Origin of the sequence: Methanoregula sp., from assembly GCA_041645435.1 — an archaeon.
In the GTDB taxonomy this organism is placed as follows: domain Archaea; phylum Halobacteriota; class Methanomicrobia; order Methanomicrobiales; family Methanospirillaceae; genus Methanoregula.
Genome location: JBAZQB010000003.1, coordinates 18,530 through 39,626 on the forward strand (window position 1 = coordinate 18,530; position 21,097 = coordinate 39,626).

The following is a 21,097-nucleotide window of genomic DNA, read 5'->3' on the forward strand; positions in this document are numbered from 1 at the left end:
GCCCAAGGGGAGCATCCCCTTGACCCCCCATTTTCCCACAATTTTTAATCTGACAAAACAGAGATGCTTCTGTCAGGTATATACCGGAATCTGAAGATCGTGAATGAATGAGAATGTCCCGAATCAGGATCGGTTAGGGGAAGTTTAATGCATTTTTTTGCTCTGTAGAAACGCACATGAGTTACGAACTCAGGCAAACATGATGAATAACCGTGGATTTTTCAGGGAGAATCATTTAGAAAACTCTCTGACGCTGTCGGGGGCTTCGCCCCCGCCACGGGGGCACCTGCCATTGCGATGACAACGCATTACCAGTAACCTTACTCGGGCTATCGCGCTGCGCCCGTCCCCCAGCGGGGGACTGGTGGCGCAAGAGGGGGGCAATTTATTACGTGAAAAAAAGGTTTTCTACAATGCACATTTTTTTAGTCATCCAAACCGCCGCGGGGGCGTCCCTCCGGGGGCAGCGGCGTTCATCGTTTTTGGGGGTATGGGGGCATCAGCTCCCATCTTTGTAATCTGCTTAAAACTTGGATTACTCATCCAAAACAGCGAGGAGCTTTTTGTTTCCCCAGTTTACCGGCGAATCAACCCGAGCGTTTCGAGGGCCCGCCGGGCAGCTGCCTGTTCTGCCAGTTGTTTGCTGTCTCCGGTTCCCTCGCCCAGAAGTGCATTCTTGAAAAAAACCTGGCAGGTAAATACCGGTTTGTGACCTGGACCCGTTCGCATCGTCTCCCTGTATTCAGGGACTTCGGACTTGTCGATCTTCTGGAAATATTCCTGCAGGATACCTTTTGCGTTCTGGCCCGGGTTGTAACTGTTGAGCGCATCTTCCATGATCGCATTGACAAAATAGGCTACATCATCCAGTCCGACTTCACAGTACAGGGCACCGATAAACGCTTCAAACGCCCCACCGGTGATTTTTTCACCATAGGTATTTTGCTCACCGATGGATTTTGGAATAAGACGCGTAAAGGCCTGTTTCTCATGCTGATGCGTCAGGGCATCCAGGGCCCGGTTCGATACTACGCCGCTTAAGATCTTTGTCATCTCTCCTTCGTTCAGCATCGCATCGCGCTGGGTAAACAGGGACTGTGCAATGATAAGACTCAGGACACGGTCACCGAGAAACTCATACCGCTGCCAGTCCTCTTTTGTGATATCCCACCGGTCGGTGCCCGGGATACCATAGGCAGCATTGAACCGGGTGACAAAAGTATTGATAATCCGGTTGACGTCGGGATCAGGATTGCCCAATAGTTCTATGAGCGATAACCCGGCCTGCCTGTTCATATCATGGGTTTCTGCCGAGCGGTTGGATAAAACTATCGCTTCCGCTCAACCCCGACCCTGCCCTTCTCGACCACCAACGAGATGCCGAGTTCCTCCAGATATGCCCTGCTCTTGCCAGTGCCATGGATCAGCAGCTCAGCCAGATCCTCTTTCTCATCGATATCGGTGTGGAGGCGGAACGAGTCGATCACTTCGCAGGAGAGACCGGCATCCTGGGCGATCTTCATGTGCTTTAAAAAACTCATGCCGTAGTAATCGACATGGAACCGCTTGGTGTCCTTGATATAGATCACATTTGTGCCCCCGCCCCGCCCGGGCACTATCGCCATATCACTCGTTGTACTGGTGACCCGCTGGATGGATGCGCGATCGGCGAGAGGAAGATCCGCCATGAGGATGAGAATAGGGCCGGTGCAGTCCGGCAGGATCTGGTTGAGGGAACTGCTGAGATCGGCATCTTTTATCGTGATCTGGACATCCTCGCTGTCATAGAGTTCGGTGCTGACGATCACCGGTGTGCAGAGGGCATCTATGGTAGTAGTGATGACATCCTGCAGCATAGCACGGGCAAATGCCTCCCGTTCTGCCTGGTCGAGGATACAGGATAAGCGTGTCTTCGGGTTTACAGGTTTATACGGGATAAGGGCGTGCGGGCACATTGCGTACCGATGTACGCGGGGCAGGGAAAAAAAGATACTGATATGGATCTTTACAAGGTGAGAATTCCGCAGGTTTAACTTCCCGTATGCTGATAATTCCGGCATGGATGTACCTGGATTTACGGTAAAGAAGATGCCCGCAAAGATCATCATGGGCATCAAACGCCGGACTTCTAACGCGGATGGCCGGAGTGTTGAGGATATTCCGGCCTGCTGGCAGGAATTTCTCACAAAAAACACGGCTGCAAAGATCACCAACCGTGCCAGGACTCCGGCAATGTTTGCCGTATATTCGGAATACGACAGTGACTGGACAGGAGAATATTCCTACCTGATCGGCAGTGAAGTCACAAAAGCCGACACAATTCCCGAGGGACTTGCTGTCACCTATATCCCCGCCCAGACCTACGCAGTCTTCAAAGCAGCCGGGCCCATGCCGGATGCGCTCCTTGCCATCTGGATGTCAGTCTGGGGAACAAATCTTCCCCGTACGTATACCTGCGATTTTGAGTGGTACGATGCCCGTTTCACCCGCCCGGAGAATAAGGAGATCGATGTCTACGTGGCGATAAACGAAGAAGAACTGAAAAAATTGCAATAAAATCCTCCCGTTTTATTTCCCATTTTTGACAATGATTCCCTCGCAGACTTATTCCTTAATTAAAAGGAGATCTGCCTGTCGCAGGGTAATAGGGGGCCGGCTCATCTCGCGGTGATTACGACTACGGCGATAACGATGCATCCGGGATTACCAACGGGTATGAACGTATACAATATCTCGTACCGGTTTTAAACATAGTATCTATGAAACGACAACAGATCCGTTCAGCCATTCTGGTCCTCTCATTTCTCCTCATGTCGGTGACCTTTGTCTACCTGTCACCGATCGTCATGATGAGCGGACTGTTACAGGGCGTGATCACCGCAGCACTCCTGTTCTGGATTGCCATGTTCATCCTCGCATTCATCTTCGGCAGAGGTTTTTGCGGCTATGCCTGTCCTACCGGCGCAGAGCAGATGATTATTGACCGGGCGGTGAAAGTCAGTCTCCGACCCGTACCTTACCTGCGCAACCTGAAATACCTGTTCGCAGTTCTCTGGGTAGGAGGTGCCATCCTTCTGGCGATCGGGGCAGGAAACCTGGTCATCAACCTGCTCTTCCAGCTGGGCAGCGGTATGCCACCATGGTCGCTCGCCACGTACATAGTCTTTTACCTTATCATTCTGGTCGTATTCGCCATTGCCCTGATACTGGGGCGCAGGGGCATGTGCAATTATTTCTGCCCGATGTCAGTTGTCTTTATGATCATCACAAAACTCAAGAACCTGCTCAAAATACCCTCGCTTCATCTTGAAGCACAACCGGATGACTGCATCCACTGTAAAAAATGTGATACCGCATGTCCGATGAGTCTTACCGTTGAGGAAATGGTCAGGGGTAACCAGATGCAGAACCCGGAATGCATTCTCTGCGGGAGCTGTGTGGATACCTGCCCAAAAAAGGTCATCCGCTTTGCGTGGCTGTGGAAAAAATAATTTTTATTAACCGTTTTTAGTAAGGCAACGGAATCTCCGGTTCTCCACCTTCCAACCGGAAATTATCCTGCGGGATTCGAATCTCAAACCGGCTCCCTTTTCCGGGCTCTCCGGTCTCGGTGATCGTCATACCGGTGAATGCAAGGATCTCCCGGGCAAGGAATAACCCCCAGCCGGTTCCTTTTCCATAACCGCGCTCGAATACCTTGGTCTTCTCTTCCACAGGAATGCCTGTTCCATTATCTTCCACAACCAGCACAACTTCAGTATCTTTGCGGCTCACGAACAGGCGGATTTCCGTAGCAGCACCGCCGTGACGCAGGGTGTTTTCGAACAGGTTTGAAAAAACTTTTTCAAAGAGAGGGTCGGCATAGACCGATGCGCCGCCGGTGAGATCCGTAACCCGGATCCCCTTGAGATCGGCGTCCTCAATTGCCCGGTGTATCACATTCTTCAGCAACTGCAAGCGGGCGGGTTCAACGCCAATATTCTGGTATTCCTTGGCAAACTTAAACTGACGGCGAATCTTATCGATCGCATGCTTCTCCTTTTCAAGAAACGACCGCTGTTTCGGGTCTTCCACCATCATGCTGAGCAATTCGTTGTACCCGACAACGGCTGTCAGCTGGTTAAGCACATCATGCCGGGTTACGCTTCCGACGATCTGGAGTTTCTTTAGCGCAAACTCCAGCGCTTTTTTCAGGTCGGCATCTGTCTGTTCAGATGAGGGGCTTTTTCCGCTATCACCTTCAGCCGGGTTTTTGACGCCACCCGCTTTGTTATCTTGTCCTGACATCCCCACTCCCCCGATATTGATTATGTATATACCGGGTAACCGGTATTGACAACTATGCACCGTGCAGTACTTTATGGTTCCCCTTCCTGTTCTTTCTGGCAAACCCTGAAATCGACCCGGGGCATCACCTTTCAATAGTTAATAAAGAGAACTTTGTCTATGCAGCACCGGGTCATCACCTTCTCAAAAAATGTTTTTTTACCCCTGACTACCGTATGCCGGAACCGGTGCGGGTATTGTGGTTTCCGCACACCTGCCCAGAATGGGTGCGTCATGGGAAATGAGGAGGTCGAAAAGACCCTCCGGCATGGCGCTGCGATGGGGTGTACAGAAGCACTCTTCACCTTCGGCGAGCACCCTGAAGAGGAACCCGGGTTTACGCAGTATCTCAAACCATTGGGCTATGGAACGATTCTCGATTACTGCGAGGCGATGTGCAAAAAGAGCATTGAATACGGGGTCCTGCCACACACGAATGCCGGCATACTCACGCTCGAGGAAATGGAGCGCCTGCGTGCAGTGAATGCCAGTATGGGGCTCATGCTTGAGACCACTGCGCGGATCCCGGCTCATGCCACATCAAAGGGCAAGGAGCCGGAGGTCAGGCTCGCAATGATTGAAGACGCCGGTAAACTCAAAATCCCGTTCACCACCGGCCTGCTTCTCGGGATTGGCGAGACGATGGAGGACCGGGAGGAATCCCTTTACGCGATCCGCGATATCCACCGGCGCTACCAGCATATCCAGGAGATCATCATCCAGAACTTCTGCCCCAAACCCGGTACTCCCATGGCAGGTCAGCCGGTACCAACAACGGATGAGATCTGTACAACGATCCGGATGGCACGCGACATCCTGCCAGCGGATATCGCGATCCAGATCCCCCCCAACCTGATCGATGCCACATTGCTCATATCATGCGGTGTGGACGATCTCGGCGGCGTCTCCCCGCTCACCATCGATTATGTCAACCCCGAACACCCGTGGCCGGCGATGGAGGAACTCAAAACCATTGCCGGAGAGGCCGAGCTCAAGGAACGGCTCTGCATCTACCCGCAGTATATTGAACGGGGCTGGTTCCATCCGGGTTTGCAACCCCTAATAAACCGGCTCGCACAAACAATTAAGCAAAGGGGCAGTTGATCGTGAAGCAGAAAAAACTCCTGTACGCCGGCAAGGCAAAATCGGTGTATCGTACCGATGTGGATGGAAAACTCATCGTCGAGTTCCGTGACGACATCACCGCATTTGATGGCGGAAAGAAAGATGTGCTCAAGAACAAGGGGAGTTACAATGCAGAAGTCTCGGCATTCCTCTTCGAATACCTTGGGAGAAATGGCGTAAAAACCCATTTTGTCAGCATGATCGATCCCCGCCACATGGTTGTGCGCGAACTTGGGATGATCCCGCTCGAAGTGATTGTCAGAAACGTTGCTGCAGGTTCCATTGTGCGGAATTACCCGTTCAAAGAAGGGACAAAACTCGATCCGCCGGTTATCGTGATCGATTTCAAGGATGACGCACGGCATGATCCCATGCTCAATGACGATCTGATTATCGCCCTCAAAATCGCAACCCCGGCAGAGCTTAAAAAGATCAAAAAGATTGCCCTGGAAATAAACCGGCTGCTCTTTTCCCTCCTTGCAGCGCAGGGTATCACCCTTGTCGACTTTAAGATCGAGTTCGGCAGGCAGGGAAAAACAATCTTCCTCGGGGATGAGATCAGCATGGACTCGATGCGGCTCTGGGACAAGAAGAGCGGGGAGTCACTGGACAAGGACGTGTATCGTTTCGAAAAAGGCGATGTGATGGCAACCTACAACCGGGTAGCACAGCGGATCACCACGTCACCAAAGAAGCGGTGAAGAAAAGAAGATACCCGGTTCAGAGGATGAAAAATCGCGCAATGAGCCGGTGCATAGAGCACAAAGACTAACGTCTCGTATACATAATTATCGATATATCAGGAGAATTCGGCAGGATACCATGACAGAAGAAAGTGCAGAGCATGCTGATATGCTTAAATGGGCAAAAGGCTATGCGCATAAACACGGCTGGACACTCAATACCGATGAAAAGCAGCTCAATACCGTGATCAAGGGACTGGTGCGCAATAAGACAAAGTTCGGCCGGCCCTACTGCCCCTGCCGCCTCCGGAGTGGTGACGAGGAGAAGGACCGGGCAATCGAATGCCCCTGCCTCTATCATAAAGAGGAAGTGGCAAAGCAGGGACACTGCCACTGCAGCCTGTATTTTAAAGAACCCTGATTTTTAATTTTTTTTACAGTCTACCTCGTTATGGCCGGCCTGTGCAGAACCCGTTTCCATGCAGCGGACTCAGCAGGTTTTCCTCCCGTGACCGGGGACTCCCCCCGGGTCCTTATCCTGGGCAGTTTTCCCAGCGTACAATCACTCCGGCACAGCGAGTATTACGGAAATCCCCAGAACCATTTCTGGAAGATCATGGATGCGCTGTTCGGAATCGATCGCCAGCTCCCGTACCAGGATCGGATTGCGAACCTTACGGGGCACCATATCGCGCTCTGGGATGTTGTGCGGACCTGTTCAAGGAGAGGGAGTGCGGATCAGGAGATCAGGGAGCCGGCCTTCAACGATATCAGCGGGTTCCTCATCGCACACCCCACCGTGCGGCTCATCATCCTGAACGGGTCTGCTGCTGGCCGCTACTTCCGCAGGATGCATATGCCACCGGCCATTGAAAGCCGTATCCTGCCGTCAACGAGCCCTGCAAACACCCGGTATACTCTTGCAGAAAAAATTGAAGCCTGGGACATTATCCGGGCGAACTGTGAAAGGGGAGAGTAACCGGGGGTTACCGTTCCATACGGAATTTTAAGAATATGACATGGTAGATGGCATAGAAACCGACCAGCACCGCAGCGGTATACCCCAGAATTGCAATCCATGAGACTTCCTTTGGCAGTACGAATGAAGAGGACTGGAGAACCAGAGAAGATCCCACCACGAGCGAGGCAACAACCATACCGATCATCAGTTTGTCGCTGGCCTTATCGAGTGCCATCTGGAGTTTCTGGATATCGGTGTCCACGATCTCAAGTTTGAATGTTCCCGTAGACAACCGCCGCAGCATCAGGTTGAGATTCCGGGGCATGTCCAGCAGGGCATCGACACCATCAAGGAGCGATGTTGATGCCCGTTTGATGTAACCGGCAGAGAGTGTATTGGTATCGGCCAGTTTCGTTAAGTAGGGCGTGACCTCTTTTCCCAAGTTGAATTTCGGGTCAAGCCGGACGCCGATGTCGAGGACCATGATAAAGACCTTTAATAGCAGCATCAGGCTCAGGGGTACTTTGAGGCGGTAGCGGCGCATCGCTTCGGTGAGCTCGGTCACCACAAGCCGGAAGTTCAGTTGCGAGACCTCGTCCCCACCACCGAAATCATGCATCATGATATAGAGATCGTCCCGCATTGCTTCCCGGTCCTCTTCGGCAATGGCAATCCCAAAACCCTCAAGGGACCGGAGCATCATCTCGATATCATCGGTGACCAGAGCAAAGAGAAGGTTGATAAAATTCTGCCGTTTCTCGGGCCGTAAGATACCCACGATCCCGAAGTCCAGAAAGACGATGTCTCCTTCCGCGGTGACAAACAGGTTACCCGGGTGCGGATCCCCGTGGAAGAACCCGTCTTCGAAGATCATCTTGAGATAGGCGTGGAATCCCCGCACACCTATGTCGTGCGGATCCAGTCCCATTTCCATGATAGAGTCGGGGTTATCAATCCTGACACCCTCAATAAATTCCATCACCATCAGACGGGGCGTGGTAAATTCCCAGTAAATTTTCGGGAACCGTATGCCCGGCACATCCCGGAAGTTCCGGGCCATCCGCTCGACATTGCGGGCTTCCCGTGTGTAATCAAGTTCCTTTACGATCTGGTGTGCGAAATCATCCACCATGCCGGAGGGATTATAGATCCGGGTCTCGGGAAACACCGTCTCGATCCGTTCTGCCATGGATTTCAGGATCGTGATATCGGTCTCGATAATCTCCCCAATACCCGGGCGCTGGATCTTGATGGCAACTTTAGTTCCGTCTTTAAGGACGGCACGATGAACCTGTCCGATCGAGGCAGAGGCAACGGGCGTTTCATCGATCTCGCTGAACCAGTCGAAAATATCGGGGCTGTTCTCTTCGATCACAGCCCGCACATCACAAAACGGCAGGGGCTTTGCATGGTCCTGCAGTTTTTTAAGCTCCTCGATCAGCTCGGGCGGTAGCAGTTCCGTCCTTGTGCTCATGATCTGCCCGAACTTGACAAAGGTGGGTCCCAGATCCTCTAAGGTGAGCCGCATCCTCTCGTAGACCGTGGACGTCTCCGGGGCTTTGCCGGATGAGGAGAGCCTGAACCGGGCTCTGCCGGGGAATAACTTTTCAAGCCCGATACTGAAGCCGTACTGGCCCAGCACATCCACGATCTGCGCATACCGCCTGATACGGGTGACCATGCATACCTATTGGTAGTGGAGATACTTAATGCGTGCTTTTTTTACGCCGTGGGTAATGGGAGAGGGTAAGAAAATACTGCAGGTTTCCGATGGCCACACCCATACATACACATGAAGCGGCCCCATCTTTCAAGGTAAAAAAGTGCCGGGATAAGGTGGTTATCCGGTTCCGATATCGACAAAAGTATCATTGTGGGTGATCCGGAGATCGAGGGGTGCAACCGTCAGACGCGGGTTTGCAGTCGTTCCGGCCACAGGGTTTTTTGAACAGCAGCTGAAACTGTCAGATGCCGTCAGCCATCTCCCCGGGCACACCTGCCCGGGAATGGCAATGGTTCCTTTTAACTGGCTGCAGGTTTTCGTTCCATCATCCAAAACGATCACTTGTGAAGATGTCGGCAGGGGGGTGGACAATTTTGCGGGATTTTTTGTGGGAGCCGGTGTTGCAGTAGCGGGTGTTGCAGCAGCGGATGTTGTATCTTTCCCGGAAATACAACCTGCGGAAAGAAGACAGAGGATCACGAGGACGACGGCGACTTTTATGAAACGGAAGGCTTGGGAGGTCATCAGGATTCACCGATCCGGTCTGCTGTTTCTTCCAAAGAGATCGACGTTGCCTTCAGGATATCTGCCATCCCCTCAGGGAGGCTGGCACTGACCGCGATATCCCGGTATGCCGCAGCAAGGTCACGGTAATCTTTTTTGATCAGCTGAAGCTGGGTCGAGATAAGGCGGGGCTGCCCGCCATTCAGTGCACCATGGGCCAGCTTCACATCCACTTTTGTTTTGGAGAGAGCCGGCTCGGCAGCACCTATATCGAGGATAGCCTCGACAAGCTGGCGGTTGATCCGGTCTCCCCGTGCAATAACCCGGTCAGCCTCGTCGATCCGGAACGCTGCGGTTTCATCCTGGGAGACCTCCCCCTGGAGCGCCGCGATACGGTCGGTAATTTCAACCGAGCGATTCCGGATCATGAGAGCGGTTGTATCAGCTTTATTGAAATCTCTTGAATCGAGAGCAGATTTCATATCGGCCTTTAAACTGGAAAAGCGGGTGAGATACGGCTGGGTCTCGGTTACCGGAAATCCCTGGACCTGCAGGGCATCTAAGGTTTTTTGCGTCTGTGCAACCCAGGTATCGAAATCATCCATCTGGTGAGTGCTCCTTATGATCCAGTAATCATCTTTTTTCATCGCAATGTAGGGATTGGCATTCACAGCCCTGCCAATCTGGCTTTGCAGGTCTGAAATCTTTCCCTGGTGGGCAGTGGTCTGGTTTATCGTCTCCCGGTTAAATGCAAGGGCCGTCTTCTGCATCAGGGAGGTATGATTGTCAAGTGCCGGCTGAGATGCAATGGAACCGATGGCTGATTTGGCTTTCGAGAAATCGGAGTGCAGGGATATCATCGTGCCGGTGTCTTCACCATAGAGAGTCTCAACATAGGAGACCGATGCAGCCATCTCAGCATCAGTAACTTCTGACATCCATGCGAGGTATGCCTGTTGGATGGGAAAATTCCGGTCCGCCGCAGATAACCCGGGATCTGCTGCATGGACCGGAACGCAGACAATGAGGGCGAGCAGTGCCAGACAGAGTATTCCAAAGAACCCTGCCCGCAGGGGGTGGCAACTCATGGTGACTCCCGGCCAGTCAGTGATCGCTGTGCTGCACACATGATACGGTACATTACCTGCATATATCAATAAAAAGGTGTGTTACACCAGGGCACGAACGCCAGAATCCCGCAGCCACTACCTGCCGCAAGCCGCACACCTTAATGGTTTTTTGAAAAGATGACGATCCGGTTGGTATTGGTACCGGAGGTGTTGTTGTCTACCCCCCAGATGTTGGAGGTTTTGGTAAAGGTCTGCTGGTTGATAAGCACACATTCGCAGGAAAACCCCGCTGATATCCCCAGCGGTACCACATGTTCTTCCAGCCGGATCGACCGCTTCTTAACCTCTCCTACCTCAAAAGCGACATATCCCCCGGGGCGGGTGATGCGGTAGAGCTCATGAAATACCGCACCCATCACCCCGGACCAGGCACCCACCGTTTTTGCCATCGTAATCCCGTTCCCGATCACCCGGCCATCGAGACCATTGAACCAGCAGCGAAGCCAGTTGTCATCCTTATACTGTACAATATCGAGAAACGGGGGTGACGTGACCGTAAGCTGCACGGAATCGTTGAGAATCTCCGGGGTATTCCGGGAGTCCCCGGTCAAAAGGCGGGCGTTTTTGCCGGCATGGTTCAGGTTCTTCTGCTCTTCTGGAGTAAGACTGCGCAGCAGGCTTTTTGTCTTATTCAGGATGATCCGGTGGGTGTCGCGGTACTCAGGCACCTGATTTCGTTTTATGTTGATCCGCTGCTGGCTCAGTTGAGATACCGCCTGGTTGGGGGGAAGAGTATAGACCGAGAAGAAACCCGGCGAATGCCCGGTCAGGCGGTTCGTTGCAACCATCGCAATCCAGCGATCGATCATATCATCCCGTGAGGCGGCTTGTCGTGCCAGCAGGTACTGCCGCAGGCAAATGATCTCCCTCTCGGTATCGGGATGATAGAACATCGATAAGTCAATATCGGCTGTGCAGGTCTCCGCCTGGATAGATGCCAGCCGTTTCTCTACTGCCTCATACTCCGGCGGGAAAAACCGGGGCTCAGTCATGATCCGGGATAAGGGATTCGCGTCGTTTGCGATCGCGTTGCGCCCCGAGAGCCCTGCTTCTATTACCGTTGTCCCCCTGCCGCTGAAAGGATCATACACGAAATCTCCCTTTTTTGTCAGGAGATTGATGAAGAACCGGGGGAGCTGGGGCTTGAAACAGGCACGGTACGAGATCTCGTGAATGGAGGAGGCCTGACGCTGGCGGGACGTCCAGAACTCATTGGTGTATTTCTTCAGTGCCGGGACGGTTGGATCCAGGGGTTCAACATGAGTGGGAATGCCGGCATCACTGGTGAATCCTGCAAGAGTGTGGCCAAATCCTGTGCGGCCGGGTTCTCTCGTCTCCAATCCCATCGTACTGTACAGGTTGTGCCGTGAAGGGTATATCCGCTCTGGTTGTAACAGGACAAAAAAAGGCGCGATTATCTGGCATCAAAATGGATTTTTTATTTATCCCGTGTGGGCACCCTCTGCATCGAACGCAGGGGGATACCGGACCGTCCCATGAACCCCGTCAAGTGCTCCGGGCTCAAGTTCGATCGCCATGAACGCTTCATCCGGGCAGGGGAAGGGGGCGGAAATGCCAAACGTCCGGGCCGGGGAAAAGCCGAACCGGGGATAATAACCCGGATGGCCGACGACAATCACCGCACGATGCCCGAGTTGCCGGCAGGCATTGAGACCTTCTTCAAGAAGTGCTGCCCCGACACCCTGGCACTGGTATGCCGGGTCGACCCCCAGCGGTGCCAGTGCGCGGGCAGGAACGCTCGTATGATTATTACCAGGCGACTCGATCGTGATCGGGGGGAAGAGCACATGCCCGATAATCCGGTCATTATGAATTGCGACAAGGGAAAGATCCGACGTGAAATCTCCATCCTTGCGCAGGGCATTGACAAGCCGGGCTTCACCGTCCTGCGCAAAGGCATCGTTATGCACGGCAAAAATATCCGTGATATCAAACGGGGTTTCCGTGCGGATAAAAAAAGATCCCATCATCTCCTATACGGTTCTTGAGGATAAATGATGGATGGTAGTCCGCGGTATTCTTGGATCGGTTCTTCCCGGTATACCCGTTTTTAAAATCTCTATGATTCCGGATGGCCAAGCCTACCGGCACATGAGACGGAGCCATTTTCTTTGTAAAAAGGGCGGGGATAATCGGGTTATCCGTGAGCAGGGGATGCAGAGGTTTTCTTTACCTGGAACGCTGCAATCACTGCTGCAATACCGGTTGCAATGGCAAACACCCCAACGATCAACGGTATGAGTTCTGCTGCATACATGGGGTAGATCAGAATAATCAGACCAAAGATCAGGCTGATCACTCCCAGCACACCGTTACCGGCATCCTTTGTGGTAAATGCCTGGTACAGGTGGGCTGCGCCAATGAAACACCCCCAGAAACCAATGAAGATTGCAAAGAATGCCAGGATAAACACCGTGCTGTACAGGGGGTACAGGAGGATGAGAATCCCGGCGATGATATTGACCACGGCAAGAAAGATCTTCAATCCCATATTGCTCTTATCGACAACAAGACTGCCAAGGGTGAACAATCCACCCACCAGCCAGTACGCCCCCATGAAAGTGATCAGGAGGAGAGTGGTTACGCCCGGCGTTGTCAGGAACATAATCCCGATGATCAGGGAAAGGAGTCCCCACACCAGTACCAGCCACCACGGCAAAAGGCTCGTGTAGCATGCAATTATATCAGATGCCTCTGTTGTTTCTTTCACGTCACTCATGATATGTTCACATTGTCTTTGAATATTTTATAATAGTATGTGTTTTATGGAGACCTCTTTTACGGGAGATATCTGATTGAGACGTGCCGGGAATCCGAAGTATTCACACACCGGGAATCACAGGGTGTATCTGGGAGAAAATCCTATACCGGATACCATGAACGCAACCCTGCGGGCCTATATTGATCTCACCCGGCTCCAGTTCTCGTTTGCCTGGCCCCTGCTCTTCTGCTCCGGGTACCTCCTCGCCACGGTTACCTATGGGGGATTTGCATGGCTGGATCTCGTGCGGGTTGCCCTTATCGGGTTTTTCGGGTTTGAAGCCGGGCTTGTGCTGAATGATTATATTGATCGCGAGTATGACCGGAAAGATATCGAAACCGATAAGCTGACGAAATACTGGAGGGTGTTTGGCACAAGACCCATACCAGCCGGACTCGTTTCCCCCCGTAGTGCGCTCGTTCTTTTTCTTATCCTTGCTGCTGTCGCGGCCACCCTTATCCTTACGCTGCCTGCCCCGCATTCGATCTACGTCCTCATCCTGATGTGCTATTGCTTTGCGATTGAGTGCTTTTACCAGGAGGAAAAACGCGGGCAGAAATTTCCCTTTGCGCAACTCATAGGCAGGACAGACTTTGCATTGTTCCCGGTTGCAGGGTACCTCTGCGTTGGAAGCCCGGACCTGAACGCGCTCCTGTACTTTGCATTCTTCTACCCGTTTGCACTGGCCCATCTGGGTGCAAATGACTTAATCGATGTGGCAAACGACCGGGCACGCGGGATGAACACAATTCCGACCCTCTACAGCATGGACAGGACCGCGTACTGGATCACCGGTTTTACCGCCGTCCATGTGGTGACCGCTATCATCTTCATGACCCGGCTTGGCTTAATTGCACGCGCCGGTATCGTCGCAGGGCTGGTGCTCCTTCTCTATGCAAATATTATAATCCTGAAAACGAAGTCCCCCGAGGATACGCTGAAAGTGTTGCCGTGCTTCCATGTGGCGATGGTGCTGTACGCGGGGGGGATAGCGGCGGGGGCGTTGTTGTAAGAGAGAGTAGATTCACAGTTAAGATACATTTCGCGAGAAAACGACCGGTCCGGTTTTGTCAGGTTTTTCTTTCTGACCCCCCCTTGTGCCACCAGCCCCCAAGGGGGCGGGGCACAATACGATAGTGCCGGAACAGGCCATACAACACCGTCCCAATGCGAAGGGGGGCTGCTGAATACCTGCCTCATCGATCAACAGAAATCCATATTGTGACTATCGCAATTGTGCCCGGTCCCCCAGCGGGGGACTCGTGGCACAAGAGGGGGGGGTTCATAGCAAGACTGCCCTATTTTCTCGTTGTTTTTTATATCCTCAGCAGCCGCTCATTCTCCCGGAGCCACTTCCGTCTCTGCTCGTAATCCGGCATAATCGCCTTCACTTTCGCCCAAAACTTCTTCGAATGGTCCGGCTGGCTGATATGGACCAGTTCATGGACCACCACATAATCGATAATCTCCGGAGGCGCCTGGATGAGCCGCCAGCTGAAATTCAGCCCGCCCTTGTGGGTGCAGGAACCCCAGCGCTGCCGGGCATCCGATATGCGGATCGTTGTCGGGATATGGCCGGTTGTCATCGAGAACCACATGCACCGTGCCCGTATTTCCCGCCGGGCCTCCTGCATATACCAGCGTCTTAACTGGTTTTTTATGTCCGGGAGTAGCGTCCTGCATACGCATAACCGGTCAGTGCGTTCGATTGCCCCGTTTTTGCTTTCCACGATATGCAGCGGGTATGCCCGCCCAAGATAGAGAAAGGTCTCACCCTCTGTGTACGCATGTGCCGTTGCAGCGGGCCGCTGCCGGATCTCCCCGATTTTCTTCTGGATCCAGCTGCGCTTTTCCCGTACAAGATCGTCAATCATCGCGGCCGATGCCCGGAGCGGTGCCCGGACAATCAGCTGTGCTTCCGGTGTAATGACCAGCGCTATTGTCCGGCGGCGGGAGCGGACTATCTTTTCAATGCGGATATCGTCCATAAGGGTTCCGGGATGTCAACAGTACCCTCAACGGGACAATGAAAAAAGGTGATTATTCCGGCAAATAACTAATAGTTCCAAAAGAGAGGGTCCCTGCCTTGTCACAGGCAGGCATTATCCCGGGTCCCGGAAGGATGACGGCGGCGGAAATAGAGAAGGAACGCAGCGCCCATGAGGAGCAGGAAGCTCGTCATGTAGGAAAATTCATGGAAGTCGTTGATGGTCACCCTCACAAAATCTCCGTCATATAATCCGGTCATACCATTTGCTTCCGCAAAGCCCGGAAGCCAGATCGAGACGACTAGGCTCGAGAGCGCAATCAGGCAGGCAAATGTGACAAGGGTATAACGTCCTGCATCCCCCAAATGGACCGGGCTCGTTCCGATGCCGGCCATCCCTCCGCTCCGGTCGATCCAGATGACGAGAAAGAGCAGCGAGAATACCAGTGTTGTGGGAAAGATTGTCTCATTGCCGACAAGCAGCGACCAGCCGGAGATCGCTGCCATTACAAGTGCCATCCAAAGAGGAAATTTCTGTTGTCCATCCTGTTGTTTTTCGTCTTTCATCATACACCAGTTTTCGTTCATGTCTTTCTCCTGTATTCCATCTATCCCTTAACCAAAGGGTTGGTGTTTGCCTCATTCGCAGCATCCGCTATGCCATATTACGCATGCTTCCCGGATCCGTTGAACCCGTCACTCACAACTTTGCCATCTTTGAGCCGGACGATGCGGTGGAAATACTCCTTGTGCCAGTCCTCATGCGAGACCATTACGATGGTCTGCTGCATCTCTTCGTTGATCTCGCGGAAGAGGTCCAGCACCATCCGTGAATTCTCGGTGTCAAGATTTGCACACGGCTCATCGGCAAAGAGGATGTCCGGCTTGTTCACGATCGCCCGGGCGATGGAAACACGCTGCTGCTGGCCACCGGAGAGTTCCCGGGGGAGGTGGTCCCGCCGGTCGCACAGGCCGATCTGCTGCAGGATGTGAAAACTGTCCTTTTTAATCTGCTCATCGTCGCGGTCCCTGCGGAGCATCGCGGGAAGAGAGACATTCTCCATCACCGTCAGGTCAGGGACGAGTGCATAGTCCTGGAAGACATACCCGAGCTTGTAGAGCCGGAACATCGTCTTTTCGTAATCAGAAAATTTCCCGACATCTGTTCCATCAATAATAATCTTGCCCGATGAGGGTTCGTCAAGGAGACCCAGCATGTGAAGAAGCGTGGTCTTGCCACTCCCGCTCGCTCCCATGATGCCGAGAAACTCGCCCTTTGCAATATCAAGGCTCACGCCATCCAGCGCCCTGACTTCGACATCTCCCATCCGGTAAATTTTCCGCAGGTCAATTATATCGATCATATCAGGCCCTCATGGCAGACTGGATATCCTCGCGGGAGACCTGGTAGGCAGGGACATACCCGGCCACGATTGACGCAAGGAACAGGATCAGGGAGTTCGTGATATAGTCCATAGGGGTCAGGTACAGGGTAGCAGACCATTCAGGAGTGACAATGGGGTGGGCGGTAAGATATACGGCCATAAGCGATGTGAGGAGGATCCCAAAGAAGATTCCCATGACTGCCATGATGATGACCTGGAACCCGTAGTTATGCATGATGACTTCCTTATCCACACCGATTGCTTTTAAAATCCCAATCTGCCGGCGGCTGTTGAGAGTCTTGATGGTGATGACGATGAAGAGCACGACCGATGTGATGATGATCCCTACAATGAGAGAGACCATGTTGATGATCGCAAAACTCTGGAGGGCCTTGCCCATACTCTTTGCCATGAGATCTGCGGTTGTCTGTACTTTCTGGGAAACACCATACTGCTGGAGTTCGTCCTTGACAAATTTCTCCGAGTAGCCGGGCTTTGTTTTAACCGTGATATAATCTGCATAATCGACCGGCTTTCCTTCCACCAGTTGCATATCACTCATGGTCACATAGACCGTATTATCTGCCGAAGACCAGCCGGTAGAATAGATCCCTTTGATCCGGTAGTCTCTGGTATACCCGTTGGCAAACTCGATGGTGATCGAGTCGCCAACCCGGACCCCGCCAAGCGAGGCCTGGAATTCATCCTCTTCCTTAATGGTGGCATCCCCGGCAACGGGCTTTCCTATAATCACTTCCCCGGTATCACCGTCGCCAAGGTAGCTGCCGGCGACCATCTTGGTATACAGGGGGGAGACGTACTTCTCGTCATTGGGCGATATAGCCCGCACTGAGACCCCGAGCATACGCTGGCGGTATTTGAGAGTCGCCCCTTTGCTGATATGAGGGGTTGCCCTCTCCACGCCGGGCATTCCATTGATGAGATCCAGCGTTGCATCAAGATCCATCACGTACTTGTCGCCGGACTTGGGGGTGACGAGCACATTGCCGATTTCGTAATCCACGACCTGCTTAGTTATACTCTGGCCTATCCCGTTGAAGAGTCCGGGCAAAAAGACCATGTTGGCAAAGCACATGGCAATGATAAGCACGGTCAGGACTACACTTGAGCGGCTTCCCCGCTGGAGCGAGCGCAGCGCCAGCAGGAAGGCAACCTTTAGTTCTTTTTTACCCATGGGAATTTTCCGTCCCCGTTCTTTTTAGGCAGGTACCAGTACCGGTAGGCAACGAACCCGATAATCCCAAGTATGATGAGCCCGAGGATGAGAGTCCCCGAATTGTCCGCAGCAGGCACCCGCATACCCATTGGCCGGTTCATCGTGTGGACACCCATGTCATCGGTATAGGTGATCGTAAGATTGTAGGGATGGCTGCCTGCTTTTGCACCTTCGAGAAGGAAGATGGCCGGAGCATCGTTACCGGGCTTGATCTTCCCGATGAATGCCTCTTTTGTCCCTTCTGCCGGGAGATCTATCTTTGCCGATACCTGTTTTGCGTCACCAGTGCCGGTATTCTCTATACGAATCGTGAGATCAAAGGGGGTATTTTCGGTGAGACGGGGCGGATTGGTATCCACTGAGACAAAACCCAGTTCTGCTTTGCCTTTCATCATCAGATCGATCCCGGTTGACTGGGTATGGATAATCCCGTCGATGGCATTGTAACTGAGGGTCACCGGTATCCGGACAAGACCGGCGTTTGCCTTCTTATCGGAGAGCAAGACCAGGTTGACCGTCTGCTGCTCACCGGGACTGATCACTCCCAGATGATAAAGATCGGCATTCTTTGGTGCAACGACCGTGCTCAGATTGTCGATCTTTACCGTCACGTCATCTGCCAGGGTCTGCCCCGCATTCCTGACCGTGAGGGTGACCGGAATCTCCTCTCCCGGGTTTGCAGTAGCCCCCAGCGATGAATCCAGGATCAGGATCGCCTGTCTCTGAATTCCTACAGCCGTATTGACATTGACCGGCACAGGGTACTTGGTGCTCTTTCCCCCCGTGGTGTCAATCCAGACTTCGGGATAATACATCCCGCTCTTAGAAGGGGCACGGATCGAGAAGGTGATGGGGATTGACTGCCCGGGACCGATCTCACCGACACTATCATAATCCTTACTCAGGACTTCAACGCCATTTCCTTCAAGATGCACGTTCTCAAGGTTCACGTTGATATCCGTGGTTTTTACCGTTGCATAGGTAGCATCCGATAACTGCCCGGATTTTTCACTGATGGATGCACTTGCCGCAGTGTTTTTTATCGTTATGGTGACAGTCCCGAGACTGTCCGGCATGAGCACCGAGGGGTTCACTTTATAGTCAGTAATCGTTACGGTGGGTGTACCTTCTGCGGACACAGGAACCACCATTGCGCTCATGAGCGCGATGACAACAACAATTGAGATTATCCACTTCATAGAGATCGCTCTGCTTACGGGAGAGAGTTTAATTTCTTTTTTCGTACCATGACCTAAATAATTCTGGTTGGTTTTCATAATCACACCATCTCAAGGAGAACAGAGCCTACACCCTGTTTTACCGCTATTTCGTTGACCGGTAGGGCCGGGTTAAAACCGGGAGTAACATACGCTCCATTGTTCTGCGTGAACCCGGAGCCGGTGATATCGCCAACACCCTGGTGAACGGTAATACGGGTATTGCCCGAACCGGGAACTTTCAGGGTCAGGTCGCCAATCCCCTTCGTGATTGTGGCATCAAACCGTCCACCACGATACCGGCCAAGATCTATCCCGGTATCCCCGGCACCGGAATGGACGTTGAGATTGTGGAGATTAACCGAACCAAGATTCAGCTGGCAATCCCCGGCACCGATATTCACATCCAGTGAAACCGGAACATTATCGGTAAGGCGGATTTCCCAGCTGTTCGGGGAATCCACGGCAAACCAGGCTTTTCCGGTATGACCCTTATCAGTCATCCGGACCGTTTTTGTTGTATTGTCAAGGGTGGATGAAAAATCCGGTTGCCATTCCGGAGATTTCGAAAAGACGGTAGCTTCCATCAGTATATTGTCCCGGGCACCACCATTCAGCGTGATCTCCCCGGCACCCATAGTGACAGAAATATTTCCCGATGTGGCACCACCCAGCGGGAAATCCGTTGTATTGGAGGCGATCCATGCGGTGTGGGTAAACGGAGAATTCGGGTGAGCCATACCGGGTGAAAATCCTCCCGAGACCGCGAGGATGCCAAACCCGATGGCAAAGGATACGATAGCAATGGCAACCAGCCACAGGATTATTCGTGTCGGTGTTGTGCCTGAACCGCTGAGGAAACCTTTGATGCAATATTTTTTCCCGTCATTTGGCATATCTGCGCTCATTCCGTATGCACCGTCCCGGTAATCATTTGAATATTCCATTTCAGGTAGCTGATGCCCATGCGGTAGAAGAACCGGGCGAGATAGAAATCACCGATTACCAAGAGAAACCCGACTGCAGTGATTCCTACTGAAAGGAATATCCCTGCCACGGGAGACAGCCAGATGGAAAACGAGGGGAATCCCAGGAGCTGCAGTATCGCATAGACAAAGGCCGCCGGCCCAAAGAGAGAGAACGCAACCCCGACCAGGAATATAACCAGGAGCATGACAACGAGAATGATGAACGGCACCAGCACAAATACCAGGTTGAAGAGGCCGAGGCCGAGGGTTGCCACGACAGCGTGGAAGATATTGCGGCAGGAACAGGTGTGCTCGGCTTTTTTAACGAGATGCGTTGCCCGGATCTCCTTTGCAACATCTTCAGGAGAGCCAAGGGAGCAGAAGAGCTCGTCTTCCGATCTTCCATCCGCCTTTCCGAGCCTGAAATGCTCCCGGTAATCTGAAAGGAGGTCTTCAAGATCCTCGGCCGGAAGGGTTCCCTCAAGCCGGTTTTTCAAAATCCGGATATATTCCTGTTCATTCTGCAGCATTGTTTTTCCCCACGAGGAGCGCGTTCACCGCTGTTGTAAACCGCAGCCATTCCTCTTTGAGTTCATGTTCTTCTTTCCTTCCACTGTCGGTCAGCCGGTAATATTTTCTCGGGGGACCTTCTTCGGATTCCTGCAGGTACGTGGTGACATACCCTTCATCTTTGAGGCGACGCAGGAGCGGGTAGATCGTGCCTTCCGAGATATCAATTCTTTTGGAGATCTCGTTGACAAGTTCGTACCCGTAGCAGTCCTTCCGGGCCAGAACGGCAAGGACACAGATTTCGAGCACGCCTTTTTTAAACTGGATATTCATGACATCTCCCTGAGAACCTGCGTACCCAAATCCCGGGCAGGGAACGGAAACATCCTGATGGAGGACGCGGTTCGCCCGGGAAATTTGAGAGGGTATTTGTTGTCGGGTACGCAGGCCACAGTGTTTAACACAGTATCTTGCATTACAAGATACTTACTATTATTATGGTCCATTGGTATAAAAGGTTCTCGACCGGAGGTTCTGGTGCATTGACGGGAGATCGGCA

24 protein-coding genes are annotated in these 21,097 nt (G+C 52.7%); 7 read left to right on the plus strand and 17 right to left on the minus strand.

Annotation, left to right across the window (positions count from 1 at the left end; genetic code table 11):
• Positions 1-576 precede the first annotated feature (576 nt).
• The gene (locus tag WC593_06755) at positions 577-1,296 is read right to left on the minus strand and encodes a putative dsRNA-binding protein (protein ID MFA4824844.1); all 720 of its coding nucleotides are present in this window, start codon (positions 1,294-1,296) and stop codon (positions 577-579) included.
• A gap of 32 nt (positions 1,297-1,328) precedes the next feature.
• Positions 1,329-1,955: a 2-phospho-L-lactate guanylyltransferase gene (gene cofC, locus WC593_06760; protein MFA4824845.1), complete on the minus strand. Its 627-nt coding sequence runs from the start codon at positions 1,953-1,955 to the stop codon at positions 1,329-1,331.
• A gap of 103 nt (positions 1,956-2,058) precedes the next feature.
• Here cofC and WC593_06765 point away from each other — a divergent pair, with 103 nt between their 5' ends.
• A complete protein-coding gene (locus WC593_06765) occupies positions 2,059-2,556 on the plus strand; it encodes a GyrI-like domain-containing protein (protein MFA4824846.1) in 498 nt (165 codons plus the stop codon).
• A gap of 203 nt (positions 2,557-2,759) precedes the next feature.
• Positions 2,760-3,491 (plus strand): 4Fe-4S binding protein, encoded by a 732-nt coding sequence (locus tag WC593_06770; GenBank protein ID MFA4824847.1) that lies wholly within the window; start codon positions 2,760-2,762, stop codon positions 3,489-3,491.
• A 16-nt stretch (positions 3,492-3,507) separates the two neighbouring features.
• Here WC593_06770 and WC593_06775 read toward each other — a convergent pair whose 3' ends face one another.
• Positions 3,508-4,287, minus strand: coding sequence for a HAMP domain-containing sensor histidine kinase (locus tag WC593_06775; GenBank protein ID MFA4824848.1), 780 nt, complete (start codon positions 4,285-4,287; stop codon positions 3,508-3,510).
• 159 nt (positions 4,288-4,446) lie between these two features.
• On the opposite strand from WC593_06775, the gene cofG reads away from it, so the two are divergent.
• From cofG to WC593_06795, 4 genes are all read left to right on the plus strand, one after another.
• The gene (cofG, locus tag WC593_06780) at positions 4,447-5,430 is read left to right on the plus strand and encodes a 7,8-didemethyl-8-hydroxy-5-deazariboflavin synthase CofG (GenBank protein MFA4824849.1); all 984 of its coding nucleotides are present in this window, start codon (positions 4,447-4,449) and stop codon (positions 5,428-5,430) included.
• A gap of 2 nt (positions 5,431-5,432) precedes the next feature.
• Complete coding sequence (gene purC, locus WC593_06785; GenBank protein ID MFA4824850.1) at positions 5,433-6,152, plus strand: phosphoribosylaminoimidazolesuccinocarboxamide synthase; 720 nt, start codon at positions 5,433-5,435, stop codon at positions 6,150-6,152.
• A gap of 121 nt (positions 6,153-6,273) precedes the next feature.
• Positions 6,274-6,555: a ferredoxin-thioredoxin reductase catalytic domain-containing protein gene (locus WC593_06790; GenBank protein ID MFA4824851.1), complete on the plus strand. Its 282-nt coding sequence runs from the start codon at positions 6,274-6,276 to the stop codon at positions 6,553-6,555.
• Positions 6,556-6,585: 30 nt separating this feature from the next.
• Positions 6,586-7,113 carry a DNA-deoxyinosine glycosylase gene (locus WC593_06795; GenBank protein MFA4824852.1) on the plus strand — a complete coding sequence of 176 codons (528 nt, stop codon included), beginning with the start codon at positions 6,586-6,588 and terminating at the stop codon, positions 7,111-7,113.
• Between the two features lie 7 nt (positions 7,114-7,120).
• Here the strand turns inward: WC593_06795 and WC593_06800 are convergent, their stop codons facing one another.
• From WC593_06800 to WC593_06825, 6 genes are all read right to left on the minus strand, one after another.
• The gene (locus tag WC593_06800; GenBank protein MFA4824853.1) at positions 7,121-8,776 is read right to left on the minus strand and encodes an AarF/ABC1/UbiB kinase family protein; all 1,656 of its coding nucleotides are present in this window, start codon (positions 8,774-8,776) and stop codon (positions 7,121-7,123) included.
• A gap of 159 nt (positions 8,777-8,935) precedes the next feature.
• Positions 8,936-9,343 carry a hypothetical protein gene (locus tag WC593_06805; protein ID MFA4824854.1) on the minus strand — a complete coding sequence of 136 codons (408 nt, stop codon included), beginning with the start codon at positions 9,341-9,343 and terminating at the stop codon, positions 8,936-8,938.
• Positions 9,343-10,410 carry a hypothetical protein gene (locus WC593_06810; GenBank protein MFA4824855.1) on the minus strand — a complete coding sequence of 356 codons (1,068 nt, stop codon included), beginning with the start codon at positions 10,408-10,410 and terminating at the stop codon, positions 9,343-9,345. Before WC593_06810 ends, WC593_06805 begins: the two co-directional genes overlap by 1 nt.
• A gap of 140 nt (positions 10,411-10,550) precedes the next feature.
• Positions 10,551-11,798, minus strand: coding sequence for a DNA methyltransferase (locus tag WC593_06815; GenBank protein ID MFA4824856.1), 1,248 nt, complete (start codon positions 11,796-11,798; stop codon positions 10,551-10,553).
• Positions 11,799-11,894: 96 nt separating this feature from the next.
• Positions 11,895-12,443, minus strand: a complete 549-nt coding sequence (locus tag WC593_06820; GenBank protein MFA4824857.1) for an N-acetyltransferase — start codon at positions 12,441-12,443, stop codon at positions 11,895-11,897.
• 167 nt (positions 12,444-12,610) lie between these two features.
• Positions 12,611-13,192: a DUF308 domain-containing protein gene (locus tag WC593_06825; GenBank protein ID MFA4824858.1), complete on the minus strand. Its 582-nt coding sequence runs from the start codon at positions 13,190-13,192 to the stop codon at positions 12,611-12,613.
• 157 nt (positions 13,193-13,349) lie between these two features.
• On the opposite strand from WC593_06825, the gene WC593_06830 reads away from it, so the two are divergent.
• A complete protein-coding gene (locus tag WC593_06830) occupies positions 13,350-14,246 on the plus strand; it encodes a UbiA family prenyltransferase (GenBank protein ID MFA4824859.1) in 897 nt (298 codons plus the stop codon).
• Positions 14,247-14,550: 304 nt separating this feature from the next.
• On the opposite strand, the gene WC593_06835 is transcribed toward WC593_06830, so the two are convergent.
• The 8 genes from WC593_06835 to WC593_06870 all read right to left on the minus strand — a co-directional run bounded on the left by WC593_06835 (position 14,551) and on the right by WC593_06870 (position 20,871).
• Positions 14,551-15,222 carry a SprT family zinc-dependent metalloprotease gene (locus WC593_06835; protein MFA4824860.1) on the minus strand — a complete coding sequence of 224 codons (672 nt, stop codon included), beginning with the start codon at positions 15,220-15,222 and terminating at the stop codon, positions 14,551-14,553.
• A 101-nt stretch (positions 15,223-15,323) separates the two neighbouring features.
• Positions 15,324-15,809, minus strand: a complete 486-nt coding sequence (locus WC593_06840) for a hypothetical protein (protein ID MFA4824861.1) — start codon at positions 15,807-15,809, stop codon at positions 15,324-15,326.
• A gap of 77 nt (positions 15,810-15,886) precedes the next feature.
• Positions 15,887-16,585 carry an ABC transporter ATP-binding protein gene (locus tag WC593_06845; GenBank protein MFA4824862.1) on the minus strand — a complete coding sequence of 233 codons (699 nt, stop codon included), beginning with the start codon at positions 16,583-16,585 and terminating at the stop codon, positions 15,887-15,889.
• A gap of 1 nt (position 16,586) precedes the next feature.
• Positions 16,587-17,801 carry an ABC transporter permease gene (locus WC593_06850; GenBank protein ID MFA4824863.1) on the minus strand — a complete coding sequence of 405 codons (1,215 nt, stop codon included), beginning with the start codon at positions 17,799-17,801 and terminating at the stop codon, positions 16,587-16,589.
• Positions 17,783-19,042, minus strand: coding sequence for an S-layer protein (locus WC593_06855; GenBank protein MFA4824864.1), 1,260 nt, complete (start codon positions 19,040-19,042; stop codon positions 17,783-17,785). The genes WC593_06850 and WC593_06855 overlap by 19 nt, the downstream gene beginning before the upstream one ends.
• A gap of 80 nt (positions 19,043-19,122) precedes the next feature.
• A complete protein-coding gene (locus WC593_06860; GenBank protein MFA4824865.1) occupies positions 19,123-19,968 on the minus strand; it encodes a toast rack family protein in 846 nt (281 codons plus the stop codon).
• Entirely contained in the window at positions 19,965-20,558 is a 594-nt protein-coding gene (locus WC593_06865) for a DUF1700 domain-containing protein (protein MFA4824866.1), read from the minus strand. The genes WC593_06860 and WC593_06865 overlap by 4 nt, the downstream gene beginning before the upstream one ends.
• Positions 20,545-20,871 carry a PadR family transcriptional regulator gene (locus WC593_06870; protein ID MFA4824867.1) on the minus strand — a complete coding sequence of 109 codons (327 nt, stop codon included), beginning with the start codon at positions 20,869-20,871 and terminating at the stop codon, positions 20,545-20,547. The genes WC593_06865 and WC593_06870 overlap by 14 nt, the downstream gene beginning before the upstream one ends.
• Positions 20,872-21,097: the final 226 nt, after the last annotated feature.

What these genes read in the sequence shown, in the direction of transcription:
- WC593_06805 (MFA4824854.1), bottom strand. Translation starts at nt 9,343, where the DNA reads ATGACCTCCCAAGCCTTCCGTTTCATAAAAGTCGCCGTCGTCCTCGTG.
- WC593_06855 (MFA4824864.1), bottom strand. Translation starts at nt 19,042, where the DNA reads ATGAAGTGGATAATCTCAATTGTTGTTGTCATCGCGCTCATGAGCGCA.
- WC593_06865 (MFA4824866.1), bottom strand. Translation starts at nt 20,558, where the DNA reads ATGCTGCAGAATGAACAGGAATATATCCGGATTTTGAAAAACCGGCTT.
- WC593_06840 (MFA4824861.1), bottom strand. Translation starts at nt 15,809, where the DNA reads ATGAACGAAAACTGGTGTATGATGAAAGACGAAAAACAACAGGATGGA.
- cofC (MFA4824845.1), bottom strand. Translation starts at nt 1,955, where the DNA reads ATGTGCCCGCACGCCCTTATCCCGTATAAACCTGTAAACCCGAAGACA.
- WC593_06850 (MFA4824863.1), bottom strand. Translation starts at nt 17,801, where the DNA reads ATGGGTAAAAAAGAACTAAAGGTTGCCTTCCTGCTGGCGCTGCGCTCG.
- WC593_06755 (MFA4824844.1), bottom strand. Translation starts at nt 1,296, where the DNA reads ATGAACAGGCAGGCCGGGTTATCGCTCATAGAACTATTGGGCAATCCT.
- WC593_06795 (MFA4824852.1), top strand. Translation starts at nt 6,586, where the DNA reads ATGGCCGGCCTGTGCAGAACCCGTTTCCATGCAGCGGACTCAGCAGGT.
- WC593_06800 (MFA4824853.1), bottom strand. Translation starts at nt 8,776, where the DNA reads ATGGTCACCCGTATCAGGCGGTATGCGCAGATCGTGGATGTGCTGGGC.
- WC593_06765 (MFA4824846.1), top strand. Translation starts at nt 2,059, where the DNA reads ATGGATGTACCTGGATTTACGGTAAAGAAGATGCCCGCAAAGATCATC.
- WC593_06870 (MFA4824867.1), bottom strand. Translation starts at nt 20,871, where the DNA reads ATGAATATCCAGTTTAAAAAAGGCGTGCTCGAAATCTGTGTCCTTGCC.
- WC593_06770 (MFA4824847.1), top strand. Translation starts at nt 2,760, where the DNA reads ATGAAACGACAACAGATCCGTTCAGCCATTCTGGTCCTCTCATTTCTC.
- WC593_06790 (MFA4824851.1), top strand. Translation starts at nt 6,274, where the DNA reads ATGACAGAAGAAAGTGCAGAGCATGCTGATATGCTTAAATGGGCAAAA.
- WC593_06830 (MFA4824859.1), top strand. Translation starts at nt 13,350, where the DNA reads ATGAACGCAACCCTGCGGGCCTATATTGATCTCACCCGGCTCCAGTTC.
- WC593_06825 (MFA4824858.1), bottom strand. Translation starts at nt 13,192, where the DNA reads ATGAGTGACGTGAAAGAAACAACAGAGGCATCTGATATAATTGCATGC.
- WC593_06815 (MFA4824856.1), bottom strand. Translation starts at nt 11,798, where the DNA reads ATGGGATTGGAGACGAGAGAACCCGGCCGCACAGGATTTGGCCACACT.
- cofG (MFA4824849.1), top strand. Translation starts at nt 4,447, where the DNA reads ATGCAGCACCGGGTCATCACCTTCTCAAAAAATGTTTTTTTACCCCTG.
- WC593_06810 (MFA4824855.1), bottom strand. Translation starts at nt 10,410, where the DNA reads ATGAGTTGCCACCCCCTGCGGGCAGGGTTCTTTGGAATACTCTGTCTG.
- WC593_06820 (MFA4824857.1), bottom strand. Translation starts at nt 12,443, where the DNA reads ATGATGGGATCTTTTTTTATCCGCACGGAAACCCCGTTTGATATCACG.
- WC593_06775 (MFA4824848.1), bottom strand. Translation starts at nt 4,287, where the DNA reads ATGTCAGGACAAGATAACAAAGCGGGTGGCGTCAAAAACCCGGCTGAA.
- WC593_06860 (MFA4824865.1), bottom strand. Translation starts at nt 19,968, where the DNA reads ATGAGCGCAGATATGCCAAATGACGGGAAAAAATATTGCATCAAAGGT.
- WC593_06845 (MFA4824862.1), bottom strand. Translation starts at nt 16,585, where the DNA reads ATGATCGATATAATTGACCTGCGGAAAATTTACCGGATGGGAGATGTC.
- WC593_06835 (MFA4824860.1), bottom strand. Translation starts at nt 15,222, where the DNA reads ATGGACGATATCCGCATTGAAAAGATAGTCCGCTCCCGCCGCCGGACA.